Origin of the sequence: Faecalibacterium sp. Marseille-Q0746 (genome assembly GCF_017377595.1) — a bacterium.
GTDB lineage: Bacteria > Bacillota > Clostridia > Oscillospirales > Ruminococcaceae > Faecalibacterium > Faecalibacterium duncaniae.
Map to the genome: position 1 here is coordinate 40,392 of NZ_JAFREI010000021.1, position 15,675 is coordinate 56,066.

General features: G+C 49.0%; 15 protein-coding genes. 10 read left to right on the forward strand and 5 right to left on the reverse strand.

What is annotated here, in order from left to right; translation table 11 throughout:
* Positions 1-326 precede the first annotated feature (326 nt).
* The 9 genes from J3351_RS11680 to J3351_RS11720 all read left to right on the forward strand — a co-directional run bounded on the left by J3351_RS11680 (position 327) and on the right by J3351_RS11720 (position 10,202).
* Positions 327-593 (forward strand): DUF6870 family protein, encoded by a 267-nt coding sequence (locus J3351_RS11680; RefSeq protein ID WP_117982154.1) that lies wholly within the window; start codon positions 327-329, stop codon positions 591-593.
* A gap of 118 nt (positions 594-711) precedes the next feature.
* Positions 712-2,394: a recombinase family protein gene (locus J3351_RS11685; protein WP_207697795.1), complete on the forward strand. Its 1,683-nt coding sequence runs from the start codon at positions 712-714 to the stop codon at positions 2,392-2,394.
* 1,015 nt (positions 2,395-3,409) lie between these two features.
* Positions 3,410-3,805, forward strand: a complete 396-nt coding sequence (locus J3351_RS11690; RefSeq protein ID WP_207697796.1) for a plasmid mobilization relaxosome protein MobC — start codon at positions 3,410-3,412, stop codon at positions 3,803-3,805.
* Positions 3,777-5,438: a relaxase/mobilization nuclease domain-containing protein gene (locus tag J3351_RS11695; RefSeq protein ID WP_207697797.1), complete on the forward strand. Its 1,662-nt coding sequence runs from the start codon at positions 3,777-3,779 to the stop codon at positions 5,436-5,438. The genes J3351_RS11690 and J3351_RS11695 overlap by 29 nt, the downstream gene beginning before the upstream one ends.
* A gap of 40 nt (positions 5,439-5,478) precedes the next feature.
* Positions 5,479-6,111: a CHC2 zinc finger domain-containing protein gene (locus tag J3351_RS11700; RefSeq protein WP_207697798.1), complete on the forward strand. Its 633-nt coding sequence runs from the start codon at positions 5,479-5,481 to the stop codon at positions 6,109-6,111.
* Complete coding sequence (locus J3351_RS11705; protein WP_207697805.1) at positions 6,095-7,387, forward strand: virulence-associated E family protein; 1,293 nt, start codon at positions 6,095-6,097, stop codon at positions 7,385-7,387. Before J3351_RS11700 ends, J3351_RS11705 begins: the two co-directional genes overlap by 17 nt.
* Positions 7,388-7,600: 213 nt before the next feature.
* The gene (locus J3351_RS11710) at positions 7,601-7,795 is read left to right on the forward strand and encodes an excisionase (RefSeq protein WP_207697799.1); all 195 of its coding nucleotides are present in this window, start codon (positions 7,601-7,603) and stop codon (positions 7,793-7,795) included.
* 92 nt (positions 7,796-7,887) lie between these two features.
* Entirely contained in the window at positions 7,888-9,156 is a 1,269-nt protein-coding gene (locus tag J3351_RS11715; protein ID WP_207697800.1) for a site-specific integrase, read from the forward strand.
* Positions 9,156-10,202 carry a YhcG family protein gene (locus J3351_RS11720; RefSeq protein WP_207697801.1) on the forward strand — a complete coding sequence of 349 codons (1,047 nt, stop codon included), beginning with the start codon at positions 9,156-9,158 and terminating at the stop codon, positions 10,200-10,202. Before J3351_RS11715 ends, J3351_RS11720 begins: the two co-directional genes overlap by 1 nt.
* A gap of 523 nt (positions 10,203-10,725) precedes the next feature.
* On the opposite strand, the gene J3351_RS11725 is transcribed toward J3351_RS11720, so the two are convergent.
* Positions 10,726-11,394 carry an alpha/beta hydrolase-fold protein gene (locus tag J3351_RS11725; RefSeq protein ID WP_207697802.1) on the reverse strand — a complete coding sequence of 223 codons (669 nt, stop codon included), beginning with the start codon at positions 11,392-11,394 and terminating at the stop codon, positions 10,726-10,728.
* Positions 11,395-11,513: 119 nt separating this feature from the next.
* On the opposite strand from J3351_RS11725, the gene J3351_RS11730 reads away from it, so the two are divergent.
* Positions 11,514-12,305, forward strand: coding sequence for an AraC family transcriptional regulator (locus tag J3351_RS11730; protein ID WP_005935380.1), 792 nt, complete (start codon positions 11,514-11,516; stop codon positions 12,303-12,305).
* Between the two features lie 25 nt (positions 12,306-12,330).
* Here the strand turns inward: J3351_RS11730 and J3351_RS11735 are convergent, their stop codons facing one another.
* The 4 genes from J3351_RS11735 to J3351_RS11750 form a co-directional block, all read right to left on the reverse strand.
* The gene (locus tag J3351_RS11735; protein WP_005935382.1) at positions 12,331-13,380 is read right to left on the reverse strand and encodes an ABC transporter substrate-binding protein; all 1,050 of its coding nucleotides are present in this window, start codon (positions 13,378-13,380) and stop codon (positions 12,331-12,333) included.
* 38 nt (positions 13,381-13,418) lie between these two features.
* On the reverse strand, positions 13,419-14,177 hold the full coding sequence (locus J3351_RS11740) for an ABC transporter ATP-binding protein (protein WP_005935386.1): 759 nt from the start codon (positions 14,175-14,177) through the stop codon (positions 13,419-13,421).
* Positions 14,178-15,197, reverse strand: coding sequence for an iron ABC transporter permease (locus J3351_RS11745; protein WP_156182516.1), 1,020 nt, complete (start codon positions 15,195-15,197; stop codon positions 14,178-14,180).
* 221 nt (positions 15,198-15,418) lie between these two features.
* The coding region (locus J3351_RS11750; protein ID WP_207697803.1) for a hypothetical protein at positions 15,419-15,675 on the reverse strand (257 nt) is incomplete at its 5' end.

Here is a 15,675-nt window from a genome sequence, read left to right on the forward strand (position 1 = left end):
AGAGATTGAGCGAACAACACCAACACTGTAAATGGGCCCGGCCATCCCAAGGCCATGATCCGGTGCTGAACAGGTTGGCTGCCTGTTCCTCCGGGCTTGTCGCTTTACTTGCGGTGAGAGCGCCGCACAGAAAATAACGATTGTCTTTGGACAGGCCAAGTAAATATGTGCGGCACTCTCTAATATTCAAAAGCTATAATAAGCCTCGAGACAAAGTGTCCCAAGGTGGAGTAAGGCAACAGGCCAGCATCCCGGTGGTGCTGGCCTGTTGCGTTTCCCCACCAAACAGCGGGAGGCGTTCTATCAATCTGCGAAGGAGGTTTACCGTGAAATTAACTACACAGGAACTTGAACAAATGAAAAGCGTTGACATTGGCGCGGTGGCTGCCGAGTCCCTGCCTGATGTGAGCGGTATGACCTTTGACAATGCGCTTTCCCGAAAGGAGCGCATCTCTCGATTTTTGCAGACTGTCAAAAATCCATACTGCTTTTGCATCGGTGGTGTTGGCGTGAAAATTGAATTTGCTGAAAGCGGGCCATCTCTCCAAGATAAGCTGACGGATTTCCTGCTGCGGCAAAGAAGCGGGCTGTAACTTCGGTTACAGCTCGTTTTGCTTCTTCAAGACAAAGTGTCCCGAAGTGGAGGCATCCTTGTTGTCCTCCCCGGACAGAGTTATAATATAAGTGTAATGTGATAGGGAAGGAGGAGCAATGGCACGAGCAAAAAACAGAGGGTATCAGCAGAGTTTCTCTCCCTCTTACACAATCCGCCGCTGGCGGCTGGGCATCTATATCCGGCTTTCAAAGGAAGATTTGAAAAAAGGAAAAGACGATAGCAACAGCGTAAAGAACCAGCGTGACCTACTGAACGATTTTTACCGACGCAACATTGACGAGTTTGAAAGCATCACGGAATATGTGGATGATGGTCATACTGGAACGGACGCCAACCGTGAAGATTTTCAACGGCTCTTGGCGGATGTCATGAGTGGTAAAATCAACTGCGTTATAGTAAAAGACCTGTCCCGCTTCGCACGAAATTATAGCGATGCCGGAAGTTTGATCGATAACCTGTTTGTTCAAATGGGTGTTCGCTTTATCAGCCTTGCTGAGAATGTGGACAGCTACAAGAACCCCGACAGCGTTTCAAATATCATCGTTCCCATTACAAACGTGATGAACGATAATTACTGCTATCAGACTTCCAAAAAGATCCGGCAGGTATTTGATTACAAACGGCGCAACGGCCAGTATATCGGAGCATTTGCTCCTTACGGCTATGTAAAGCACTCAAAGGACAAGCACAGGCTGATTGTTGATCCCGATGCTGCTGAAAATGTCAAACTCATTTTCACAATGCTTATTCAAGGGTCATCAAAACGTGCTATCGCGCTGTACCTGAACGAACACGGCGTACCGAGCCCCTCGGCTTACAAGGTACAAAAGGGCTTGCCTGTTTCGACAAGAGGGTATGACGATCCTATGTGGGGAGTCCGCATGATCCACTCCATTCTTACCAATCCGACCTACACCGGGGATTTAGCCCAAGGCCGAAGCCGGGTGAAAAGCTACAAGGTACACCAGATTGAAGCTGTTCCACGCGAGGAATGGGTGGAAGTGGCTGGAACGCATGAGGCCATTATCGACTATGAAACTTTCGACAAGGTACAGGCTCTCTTACAGCGTGATACCCGTACTTCCCCGAAAGGCCGTGAGGTACATTTATTCAGCGGCTTTCTGAAATGTGCCGATTGCGGGCGGGCCATTACCCGATGCGTTGGCAAGAACAACAATGTATATTATTCTTGCTCAACCTACAAGAACCGTTCCCGGACAGCCTGCACCATGCACTCAATCAAGCATGAACGGCTGGAGGCTGCTGTTTTGTTCGCTGTACAGCATCAGGTACATTTGGCTGTTTCCTACTCGGAAATCGTCACGCAGATCAATTCCGCTCCAATCAAAAAAAGCCAGTCCTACCGACTGGACGATCTGATAGCTGCAAAAGAGCGGGAACTGACAAAGATAACACGCTACAAGCAATCTCTTTATCAGGACTGGAAAGACGGTGAAATCACCCAGCAGGAATACCGGGATATGAAGGCTGACTATGAACGGCAGACTTCTGATATTTCCGCGGTGCTTACCCGGCTGAACGCTGAACGCGCAGAACTGGCAAACGGTGTGGACAACGAGCATCCTGCACTGGTAGCCTTTATGAAGTATCAGAACATTGAAGCCCTCAACCGTGAAATCTTGGTTGAACTTGTGGACTATATCAAGGTCTATGAAAACGGCAATATCAGCGTGAAATTCAAATTCGCTGACGAGCTCCGCAAGATTGCCGAGTACATTGAAATCAACACTACGGAAGATACCGCAGTAGCGGGCTAACCCCCGCTACAAACCCCTTTGACAGTGTGTTTTCCTAATAGGCGCTAATCATATGTTGTTTCATAGGAACATCCTTTTGGAGGATTATGATCACCATCCACGAGTTTGGTACAAATAGACTCTAATCTTACCCACTCCCAACTCTCGGGGATGTCAAACGGCACTTCATCTGCAATGCAGACAGGCTCATTTTTGCCGACCTTCTCATAAGGCAAATTATCAGAAAAGCCTAAGGCAGTAATTTACGCGTATCGCGCCATCGACACAAAACGGTAAAGTGGATTTCATCTGCTTTGCCGTTTTTCGTTTTGTCCAAATTTGTGAAAATTTCAAAACTGTATTCCAAAACAGCTCTGCGGATTCCTATTAGTGTAGGGGCTTTCAAAATCTTTTGTGAAAAGGCTTTCCTCTAGTTTTATGAGTGGAAAATAAACAAAATCCATGTTCTAAAATTAGGTAGTTCAACAAAATTTGAAAAACTGGTTGCCAAAAATCCATTTTAGATTGTTATAGGTAGAGGGGAACGTTGGAAAAATGAATTTTCTTTGAACTTTTAAAAGACCCGGTTTAAAAACACCCCTTAAAGTTTGTATAGGGTATAGGAATTATTTTCAAAAGTAAGCCAATTCGCTACGGCATCACTTCTGAAAATCCCTAATTCCTTACAAAGTCACATCGCACCTTGAAAATTTCATGAGCCACCCCAGCAGGATAACTCTGGTACTGAATGTGCATTCTGCACGTCTTACCGGAAAATACGCCGGAGAAAATCGGGCAGGAACGGGCCGGGACAGAGTGGACGGTAGTTAAGAGCAAGATTCGCCTTCGTATACGAAATCGCTCCTACGGGCGGTTTCTCCACAGCGGCATCTTGATGGGGATTGCACTCCCCATACCCTCACATCGTGCAAAATCACATAATTTTGCCTGTTGGTGGCCTGCCGCAGCAGGTCACAGCCGGAGTGCAGATGCACTGCCGGGAAAATCAAACTTTTGATTTTGGAAAGGAGACCCCATGCCACAAACGAAGAAAAAAGTGAAATCTATCGTAAAGACAAAAGTAATCTCCGCACGAGTTACAGAAACAACACATGAACTTTTACACCAGCAGGCAGAAGATGCAGGAATGACCCTCTCTGAGTTTGCAGCGCAGATGCTGATGAAAGGCCGCGTGAATACCTCGTATGTGTTCTACGTTCACCCGGACGAGATCGAAGCAATCACACGGGAGTTTGCCGCCATCGGAAACAACCTGAACCAGATCGCAGCTTTCTTCAACAGCGGCGGTATCCAGTCCCGTGCGATGCACGAAAACATCAACCATGCGATTGCCTGTATTTTTGAGATGCGGGAACAAGTCGCAGAAATGGCAGGAAAGAACTATGGCAATCTTAAAGCACATCGCAAGTAAGAGTTCCAACTATGGTGCTGCACTGGAGTATCTGATTTTCAAGCATGACGAGCTTCGGAAAACTCCGATCCTTGACCAGAACGGAAATCGTATCATGCGAGATGAGTTTTATCTGGACGGTCTGAACTGTGAACCCTATTCCTTTGATGCGGCCTGCCAGCAGTTGAACCGCGAGTACCAGAAAAACAAAAACAAGAATGAAATCAAAAGCCACCATTACATCATCAGCTTTGATCCACGGGACAGCACAGAAAATTGTTTGACGGGGAAACGGGCACAGGAGCTTGGGCTGGAATACGCAAAAGCAAATTTTCCGGGGCATCAGGCATTGGTCTGTACGCACATGGACGGTCACAATGGCAGCGGCAACATTCATGTACATATCGTAATCAACAGCTTGCGAAAATTGGATGTGCCCCAGCAGCCCTTCATGGAGCGACCCATCGACTGCAAGGCAGGGTACAAGCACCATGTGACGAACGAGTACCTGAAGCATCTGCAGAAATCCCTCATGGATTTGTGCCGCTGCGAATTTCTGCATCAGGTCGATTTACTGTCACCATCCAGAATGGGCGTGACCGAGGCAGAGTATTGGGCACAGCGGCGGCTGGATGAGAAAAAACAAGAAATCGAAAAGGAAGGATTTACGCCCAACTCGACAAAGTTTCAAACACAGAAACAGCTTATCCGGGATGCCGTTGCCACTGCTGGTGAGAGAGCAATCTCGTATGAGGACTTTCAAAATATCTTGCAGGATGAATATGACGTTTTCGTCAAAACACAACGTGGACGTTACAGCTATTTGCCGCCGGAACGGAACAAGTTTATATCGGAGCGTTCCTTGGGGGACAGCTGCAAAAGAGAATGTCTGGAAGGATTCTTTGTTCAGAACGCCGAGAAGAATCTGCGGTACAAGGAAGACCCCATACTGATCTTTATGACCAGAACTAGGCTGCGGCTCGTTGTGGACCTGCAGGAGAATGTTAAGGCACAGGAAAATCTGGCCTATGCACTAAAGGTCAAAATCAGCAATTTGCAGAAAATGGCTGAAACGCTGGTATGGGTGCAGGAAAACAACATCAACGACCTGACGGAACTGAACGATCTGTGTAAGACAGCACAGGCCAATGCGCAGGCTGCGTATGAACGGCTGTCGCAGGCAGAGGATGAACTGCAGAAAACCAATGAGCAGATTCATTATGCGGGACAGTACCTTTCTACCAAAGAGGTTCAGCAGCAATTTGCGAAGGCGATTTTTAAGAAAAAATTCCGTGCAGAGCATTCCAAGGAATTGGATGCCTATGCAGAATCTGTGAAATATTTCCGGGAAGAGAACGATGGAAAGCTGCCATCGCTGAAATCCTTGAAAATACGGAAAGAAGAACTGACCAAAGAAATCGCGGAGAGGAAAAAGGCATATGCTCCCCTAAAAGAAGAATCCCGGTGTCTGGAAATTGCATCGGATAATGTGTACAGCATCTTCCGAAAAACCAATGAGATGAAATCCGACCTTGCATGGAAACGCGAGTGGGAGGCCAAAGTCCGCGAAAAGTCAAGGCAGGAGCAGGCTCGACAGGAACAGCGCGAGCGTCAACCGAAACGCAAGAAGCGCAGCTATGATATGAGCCTGTAAGCAGCAGGGTCTTCCACCCCGCACCCCGGAACCCTGCCGGATGCGTAAGCCCGTGCAGGGCTTTCCCATTCGGCAGGGACTTTTGAAAATAAGAAGGAGGTCAATTTTCAAGAACAACAATTTATTTGAAATCGTAAAACGGAATATCACTACTCGACAGGCTGCAGAAGCCTATGGTTTTCGTCCAAACCGCAGCAGCATGATTTGCTGTCCATTCCATGCAGACCGCAATCCCAGCATGAAAGTGGATTTTCGATTTCACTGTTTTGGCTGTGGCGCGGATGGCGATGCAATCGACTTCACCGCAAAAATGTTTCAACTGTCCTTACGACAGGCGGCGGAAAAGCTGGCCGCAGACTTTGGACTTTCTGCAACGGAAAATTTCCCACGGCAGCACTTGAAAATCGTGGAATACAAAGACCCAATCCAAATATTGTACGAGTGCCGTGCAATCCTAGCTGACTGGCGCATACGATTTGTACCAAAATTATCGGAGGAAGAACTGCATCCATGTTTTGTTGCCAGCCTGCATTATACGGATTACATCCAATATCTGATAGAGAATCGATATTTTCTCACCGAACATCGGAAGGAGGTTCAACAGATTGCCCAACGAATCCGAAAATACCAGACCGACCATTTCCAACATCCGCAAAATGCTCTCGCAGGCTGAAAAAGGTGGTGTTCAGAACACGATTCAAAACTGTGTGACTGTTTTGCAGAACGACCCGATTCTTGCTGATTCCATCCGGCTGAATCTGCTGAGTGAACGCATTGATATTGTAAAGCCGATGGGCTGGCAGCGTTCTGGCCCTACACTGACCGACACGGATATGATGTACATTCTTCGTAGAATGAAAAAGTATGGTCTGTACAGCGAAAAACGAGTGTCTGCGGCAATTCGCATTGTTGCCAATGAGAATCATTACCACCCCATCCGGGACTACTTGAATGAATTGAAGTGGGATGGCACAGCACGGATAAGCCGCGCCTTGCATCGCTTTCTCGGTGCCGCAGAAGATGAGCTTACCACAGAAGCGTTGAAAATTTTTCTGCTTGGAGCGATCAAACGGGTGTTTCATCCCGGCTGCAAATTTGAAATGATGCTTTGCTTGGTCGGTGGGCAGGGTGCAGGAAAATCCTCTTTTTTCCGGCTGCTTGCTATCAAAGATGAATGGTTCTCGGATGATTTGCGGCGACTGGATGATGATAACGTGTTCCGCAAGCTGCAAGGCCACTGGATTATGGAAATGTCGGAAATGATTGCGACTGCCAATGCCAAAAGCATTGAAGAAATCAAGAGCTTTCTCAGCAAGCAGAAAGAAACCTACAAAATCCCGTATGAAACACACCCGGCAGATCGTTTGCGGCAATGTGTCTTTGCAGGAACGACCAATCGACAGGACTTCCTGCCCCGTGACCGCACGGGAAACCGCCGCTTTATCCCCATCCCGGTGGATGCAACACAGGCTGAAGTACATATTCTGGATAACGAAGCGGAATCCCGTGCCTATATCGACCAGCTTTGGGCAGAAGCCATGACGATTTACAACAGCGGTGATTATAAGCTGACATTCAGCCCTGCCATGCAGGAAGCCTTGCAGATTTGCCAGAAAGATTTTATGCAGGAAGATACACAGGCGGGCATGATTTATGCGTTTCTGGAGGATTACACGGGTGACCGGGTATGTTCCAAACAGCTCTACGCTGAGGCACTGGGCAATCTGAATCTTCCTGCGGAGTGGGAAACCCGTGCTATCTGTGAGATCATGACTGCAGGAATTGTGAATGGCGAAATCAAGGGGTGGACAGCCCATAAAGCAGCCAAACGCTACCCGAAGTATGGCGTGCAGAAAGGATGGGAACGTGTAACCGCTGCAAAAGTGGAGGCAGACGGTTTTGTAGAACTTACAGACGAAGAAGCTCAGCAGATGGGATTTCCGTTTTGAAGGGCCATTTTACACAGTTGGTTACAGGTTTGGTTACACCCTGTATCTGCCAAAAAGCAGCATCATTCCACGTGATTTTCCTATCTGTAACCATGTAACCTGTAACCGATAAGAAAAATAAATACAGAAAATTGCCAGCATACCACCGTAGAAAAAGTTTTCTGTGGCGGTTACAGTCTGCTGGTTACAAACAAAAATACGGAGGTTTTGCCTATGAAAGAAGTCCCGATTTGGGAGAAAAGCAATCTGACGCTGGAAGAAGCCGCAGCCTATTCCGGCATTGGTATCAACAAACTGCGCGAAATGAGCGATTCCAAGGACTGTACCTTTGTTCTCTGGAATGGTACGAAGCGGCTGCTGAAACGCCGCAGGCTGGATGAACACATTGACCGATTATTTTCGATTTGACAATAAAAATGAAGTCGGCAGTTGAAAGCACCTCGGCGGTATGGTATGATTAAGCTGTAGGTTGCTTTCTGCCAACAATGGAGGACATAACGATGGCAGAAAGAAGAAAAGACTCAAAGAAGCGTGTTCTAAAGGAAGGTGAATATCAGCGCAGTAACGGAACGTATGAGTACCGCTGGCGCAGTGAAAACGGCAAGCGCAACAATGTGTACGCCAAAAGTCTGGAAGAACTTCGTGAGAAAGAAGCAGAGATTCAGCGTGACCGCAGTGATGGCATTCGTTCGGAAGCGCGGAACGCGACCATCAATGACATTCACGAGCAGTGGCTGCAACTGAAAAAGGGGCTGAAAGCCAACACACTGGTCAATTACGAGTATATGTACAAGATGTACGTATTCCCGGAGTTTGGAAAGCGGAAGGTCGGAAGCCTGAAAAAGTCGGATGTGCGGCGGTTTTACAATGGCCTTGTGGATTCGCAGCGTCTGAAAGTGGCAACGGTGGAGAACATCCATACAGTGCTGCATCAGGTGCTGGATTTTGCGGTTGAGGACGAGTATCTCCGCATCAATCCATCCGATAATGCGTTGAAAGAGTTGAAGCAGACGCACAATCTGGACAGCGAACGCCGCAAGGCTCTGACCGCAGGCCAGCAGAAGCTGTTGATGGACTTCTTGAAAAACAGTGAGAAGTACAATCACTGGCTTCCCATCATTACTGTGATGGTGGAATGTGGTCTCCGTGCTGGTGAGGCAACGGGTTTGCGCTGGGAGGACATCAACCTTGATACGGGTGAAATCAGTGTAAATCACACGTTGATTTATTACAGCCACCGGGAGAAAGGTTGTCTGTACGGAATCAATACACCCAAAACGGAAGCTGGAAATCGAATTGTGCCTATGACTCCGGCAGTCAAGGCTGCTTTTGTACAAGAGCGAGAGTATCAGAAGAAAACTGGAATTTCCTGCAAGGTGACGATTGATGGCTATACGGATTTTATTTTTGTAAACCGTTTTGGCGAGTGCCAGCATCACAGCACCATCAATAAAGGCATTGACCGTATCATCCGCGACTGCAACGAGGAACAGCTGGCAAAATGCGAAAGCGGTACAATTAAGCCGAAGAACCTTGTCCTGCTTCCGAAGTTTAGTTGCCATTCCTTGCGGCACACCTGCGCTACCCGGCTTTGCGAGGCCGGAATCAACATGAAGGTCATTCAAGACGTACTGGGCCACGCCGATATTACCACTACCATGAACATCTACACTGAGGCCACAAAAAATCTCAAGAAAAAGGAAATCGACAAGTTTGCAGAGTTCTTATCTGCAACCACGACATTTGAAGGAAAGGAGGAAAATGACTGATGGAAAATAAATCTGTAACCCTCGCAGCGCAGGTTCTTGCCCCGGCAGTGAGCGAGATTCGTTCTCTGCTGGAAGCTTCCCGTAAAAATGTAGCACAGCAGGTCAATCAGGAACTGCTGTCAACTTATTGGAAGATTGGTGAGATCGTTGTTCGTTGTGAACAAAATGACAGCATCCGTGCTGCATATGGTGAAAAGACCTTATTGCAGCTTTCCAGGGCGTTGACAAAGGAGCTTGGCAAGGGCTTTTCGCGCTCGAATGTTTACAATATGCGGCAGTTCTATCTCAGCTATCCAATTTTCCAGACAGTGTCTGGAAAATTGAGTTGGTCGCACTACTGTGAGCTGTTATCCATTTCCGATAAGGAGAAGCGCAGCTTCTACGAAAAAGAAGCGGTCAATTCTGGCTGGTCTGTCCGTGAAATGAAACGTCAGGTTGAAAGTTCCCTGTTTGAACGGCTGCTCTTGTCTCGTGGGGATGCCAACAAGGAACAAGTTTTAGCATTGGCTGAAAAAGGTGTGGACTACACAAAGCCGGAGGACATCATCAAGGACCCGTATGTATTCGAGTTTTTGGGACTGCCGGAAGAAAAGTCGTTCCTTGAAAGCGATTTGGAAGCAGCACTGGTGCGACAAATCGAAGATTTCTTGCTGGAACTTGGCCGGGGCTTTATGTTTGTCGGCACACAGCAGCGTGTCACAGTGAACAACACCCACTACTATGTGGATATGGTGTTCTACAATAAGATTTTACACGCCTATGTGCTGATCGAGTTGAAAACCACCAAGCTCACGCCCGAAGCCGCCGGACAAATCAATATGTATCTGAACTACTACGCCGCAGAGGTCAACGACCCAGAAGATAATCCTCCTATCGGCATCATCCTCTGCACCGACAAGGACAGCGTAGCAGCCGAGTATGCGCTGGGCGGTTTGTCAAACCAGATTTTTGCATCCCGGTACGTCTTATATATGCCGAACAAGGAGCAGCTTATTAGGCAGGTGGAAGAAGTCCTGAAGCGTTGGCACTCTCACGAGGACGAATAAGTTTACCACCAGCCTTACCACTGACTTACCACCAATTTGAGAATAGCTGTAAACAGTTGCGTAGAGTTGCGAAAAATAAGACCTTTTTATCTTGCACAAACAAAGGCTTATGAACACTTGTAAACAGCTATAAATCACCACCAGTCAAGCTCCCCACGATGAAGCCGATTGAGCAGTAAAAGGCGAAAATCAAGCGCAGATACGAGCAAATTTTAATGCGATTTTGCCCATCATCTGCGGTACTACACCACAGCTACACCAATTTTGGGACGTTTTCCCGAAAAGGAGCCTTACAAAGCGGTGTGGTGTAACAAGTGAATAGGCGGATTGGTGTAGTGGCTACACCGAACTCCAAAAACGAAGATACGGCAGCTATGTTGCGAAAAACAACGTAGCTGCCGCTTTTTGTTTCATATAAGGATTTTATGCTACCAATCGGCGTTCCCTGCGGTTAAATCAGCTCGTCGCTGGTGATTATAAAATGCACCTTGATTCAGCATACGCCAAAATTTACGCCAATGATTCATAGCACACGTTCCACCCAACGCAGTGCAGCGTTAAGACGCTCACTTTGTCGGTCATGATGGCCGTAGTCATCCAGCACAGTTTTGGCTCCACATGTCGCTTGCAGGGCAGTGTGGACTCGTTGGGCATAGCTATAGGCATCACACAGGCGGTTGTTGTGGCCTTCGCCCTCCCGGATACCATTTTGCAGATAAACCTGTGCGGAGTGGTTTTTGGGGACATGTTCCTCTATGAAATCGGCAACACCCGGATACCAGAACGACCCACAGAGGGAAAATACTGCAGCAATGGCATCTGTTTCCCAGAGACTCATGGTTGCAGCCAGACCGCCCAGCGAATAGCCGCCATACGCCAGTTTTTCTGTGTCAAGGGCGTATTCGTCTATAAGCGCCGGGAGAATTTCGTTGTTCAGTTCTCGATGATATTGTCCTAGCTGCCCGCCAAAATCCGGTGTGCCCGGTCGAATAGCCGGTTCCGGCCACGGGGTATATTCTGAAAGTCTGTTATTGGGGTATACCCCCACCAACACTGCTCGTTCCGTGCGCAGATTCAACTGCTCAATCAGTTCCCCATCGTTGAGTAGGATTGCAGGATTTTTGCCTTTGCGCAGTCCCTTTTCCGGGAACCGGACTTCAATTCGATGTGAACCGAGATTTAGAATTTCCATCCATAACCGCCCTTTTTTATCAATTATTACGCAGTGTGGGGTGCTCCCCACATAGACAAACGGTAGCATTTTGTGCTATATTAGCATTAGCTAACCGCTTTTGCACAAAGGAGCTCCCAATGAATCAAATATCCGCGCTTCCTAATCCGCTGGAAATTTTATTTCAGGAATACAATCAGGGCCGAATCGAGTCTGTCGGCTTCCGCAGCTTTACCCTGCACGCTGGTGAGAGTAATAGCTACCGCACCCTGAAAAGTGCACTGATTGTTCCGGTGTCGGGTCGGGCCATCTTCTCATTTGAGCACGAACCTTTCATTGCCAAGCGAGGACTATTCCTGCACGGATGTCCCGACAAGACCCTGACCATTTCGGCTTTGGGCGAGCAGGATTTCCACTACATCAATATGTACTACGAAAACGACCGGCCTTTGCTGTTCTCCCACAAGCTCAAAAATCCGGAACAGACCTTTTCCATTCTGGAGCAGATCCTAAAGCTCCACCCGGACGCTGACATCCGCAGTCAGTACCAGCAGGAAAAGCTGACAGAAGAGTTCTTCGCCCAGATTTTTGCAGATTTTCAGCCCGAGGAAACTTATAACGAGAGCCAGATTATGAACATCCTGCTGGATTTCATCGCAGAGCACTATGCAGAGCCGCTGACGCTGGACGCACTGGCCGAGCAGGTCAATGAGAAAGCTGGACATGTCAGCTATCTCTTTTATAAGTACAAAAACATCCGTCCCATCGATTACCTCATCAATTATCGTGTCCGAATAGCCACTGAGCTTTTGCGTTCCGGCGACTACACTGTGACACAGGCCGCTCATGAGGTCGGCTACCGAGATGCCTGTTATTTCAGCCGCATTTACAAAAAACGGATGGGCTTTCCGCCCACCCGTATTCTGCCATAACCGAAATTTTTGATTTCAGGTTCCGTTAAGATGCACTGTACATGAAGTTGTACAGGGTCTCAGCAGAATCGATGACCCGTGCACCGTAGTCCATTACGTCATCATAATCCATCTCGATGACCTTCTGGTTGGCGATGGCGGGAACTTCCTGCACGACGGCGTTGGAGGTCAGCTGCTCCACCGCGTCGGCATCGGTGGCACCAAAGCGATCTGCGCGGACGTAGACGATGATATCCGGGTTCATGGAGACCAGATTCTCCAGAGTCAGGCCGTTGCCGCCCTTGTCCAGAACATTCTCAGCGTTCAGGGCATTCAGCATACAACTGCTCATCTTGGAATTGAAGGCCACGAAGGTGCCATCGGTGTAGCCAGCCATGAGCAGAACCTTCAGGGGCTCTCCACTCTGGCCGCTGACCTTGTCCATCAGCGCGTCGATTCTATCCTGCAGCTCGTCAGCGTAAGCGTTTGCAGTCTCCTGCACGTTGAAGATCTCGCCGATGTTCCGCACATCCTCTACAATGTTATCCAGCGACTGATCAATGGAAGCGCTAGCCAGCTCAGTGTAGACGGGAATGCCCAGCTCCTGATAGGACTGGACAGTGCCGATGCTGCTTTCAGTGAACATCAGGGGACCCTTGCCAAGGATCAGATCCGGCTCCGTGGCAAGGATGGTCTCCTTGGAAACAGACTTCTTATCGCCAAGGCTGTTTAGAGATGCAACCTCATCGGCGATGTCGCCTTTCAGGGCATTGTCATTATCGAACACGCCGACGATTTTATCCTTGAGCCCCAGCTTGATGAGCAGCTCAGTCATGGACAGCTGTGTGGACAGCACCTTCTCCGGTGCATGGTCGTAGGTCATATCCACAGCATTGCCATCAGCGTCATAAATCTGCAGGGTCAGAGGGTAGGCAGTCTCCTCAGCGGAAGAAACGATGCTCTCGGCCACCGATGAAGCCACCTCAGAGGAGGCGGCAGCAGACGATGCCACAGAAGATGCGGTCTGACCACAGCCAGTGGTCAGCATGACGGCTGCCAGTGCCGCGGCAGCAACACTCAGGGTTTTCTTTTTCATAAAGGTTCCTCTTTCTGCGGGGTACTCCCGCGTTTTTGTTATAGATATTGAATCATCAGTCTTCCGTTGATTGGGCTGGGGTACACACAGGCTTCTACATCAAAGATTCGGCGCAGATTTTCGGGGGTCATCACCGCTTGAGGCTGGCCCTGCGTTACAATTTCGCCTTGTTTCATCAGATAGAGGTGGTCGCAGAATTGTGCTGCAAGGCTCAGATCGTGCAGCGCTGCCAGGACCGTGATCTGCAAATCTTTGATGATTGAAAGGATTTCTAACCGATAACGGATATCCAGATGATTTGTCGGCTCGTCGAGGATCAGGATCTTGGGTGACTGGGTCAGCGCGCGGGCCAGAACCACCCGCTGTTTTTCACCGCCCGAAAGGGACTGGAAGTTCCGGTCGCGGTAGCTTTTCATGCCTACCTTGTCCAGTGCCTCCAAAGCCATCTCATAATCCCGCTCTTTTTCCTGCTCCAGCAGGGAGTGAAACGGATACCGTCCCATCAGGGCGATGTCCAGCACGGTATAGTCAAAATTGATCTGGTTGAATTGTCCCATCACCGCCATGTTCCGCGCCAGCTTTTTGCCGGAAAAGTGTGTGATGTCCTCGTCATCCAGACGAACGATGCCGCTGTCCATCTTTTGTGTGCGGTAGATGGAGCGGAGTAGAGTGGTCTTGCCGCTGCCGTTGGCACCCAGCAAGGCTGAGAATTTCCGGTCCGGCACCTCAATGGAGAGATGCTGTACAATTGGTTTGCCGGAAATCGAAATGTTTACATCTTTCGCTTCCAGTCTCATTCAATTGCCTCCAAATCCATATTTTTTACGCACCATCACATAGACGAAGAACGGCGCACCTACCAAGGCAGTGAAAATGCCCACAGGCAGCTCGGTGTTGGGAATCAGACTGCGGGCGATGGCATCCACCCAGAGCATGAACAGTCCGCCGGATAATGCCGCAATCGGCAGTAGTTTTCGGTGGGCTGTGCCGGCAATGGCGCGGGAAACATGCGGGATGATGAGCCCAACAAATCCGATAGTGCCGCAGACCGATACAAGTGCACCGGTCAGCACCGAGAGCACCAGCAGGTAAACCAACCGACACCGAAAGGTGTTGATGCCGATGGTGGAAGCTGCTTCCTCGCCCAACATCAGGCCGTCCAGCGTCTGCGCCTGCGTCCGGAAAAAGACTGCTGCCGCCAGCACAATCAGTGTGATAAGGCCGATGTTTTTCCATCCGGCGCGGGTCAGGGAGCCCATTGTCCAGAACTTGATGGACATCATACCGTCCGAATCGCCTGCTACCGCAATGATAAAGTTGGAAAATGCTGTCAGCAGTGCATTGACGATCATGCCGGAGAGGATCAGCTTGACTGAGGTGGTTTTGCCATCCGCCGATGAGAGAGCCAATACGAGGAAGCAGGCACCGCCTGCTCCTACAAAGGCCCAGAAGCCGGAAATCACGCCCAGCCCCAGAAAGAGCGAACCAGTGGCTCCCAGCGTTGCACCTGCCGACACGCCAAGAATGTATGGGTCTGCCATTGGGTTTTGGACAACGGCCTGCATCACACAGCCGCAGAGGGCCAGCCCGCTTCCTGCTAGAAAGCCCAGAATAATTCGGGGCATTCGGATCTGCCAGACGATCTGTTCAAATGCCACAGATACCGAGGCGCCTGTGTCTGTCCCGAACAGGTGCCGAAGCAGGATCGATAGTGTATCTTGTACCGGAATGCGGACTGCTCCCATGCAAAGCGTAATGATTGCAGAAACAAGCGTTAGAATCATCAATAGAATGATCGTCAGTCGTGTCTTTTTCATATAGAAATCACCCTCTCAAGTAGTTCGAGGTTAGCTTTGACTACCTGCAAAGTATTTTACAGGCTGCTTGCAGATTTGTCTATGGACAATTCTTTAAAGAATGGACGATTCTTAAAAACCGGATAGCCAAATTACTTTTTGTCAAGAGGGCTGGCACCGTCCGGCCCTCTCTCTTTTTGCCAAAGTTTTCATTTGAATATAACATATTTTTACATATTCGTTCAGACCCTGCGGGGCTGAACATCTTGGCTTTCAGCCGTTACATAACCGACTAGCATGACCTTCCAGAAAAAGCGAAGGCAGGGCTGGTCTGTTTTGTGACGGCTTTTTTGTTGCCGTTTTGCCCGTTGCACCTTGACAACCGCATGACCGTCTGCATGGGATACCCGGCGATGACCCCGCAAGGGAGAGCTGGAAAACGCCGCCGGAAGGGGGGCAGGAAAGCCATGCAGGGAGAACGGCAACCGCCATCCACTCA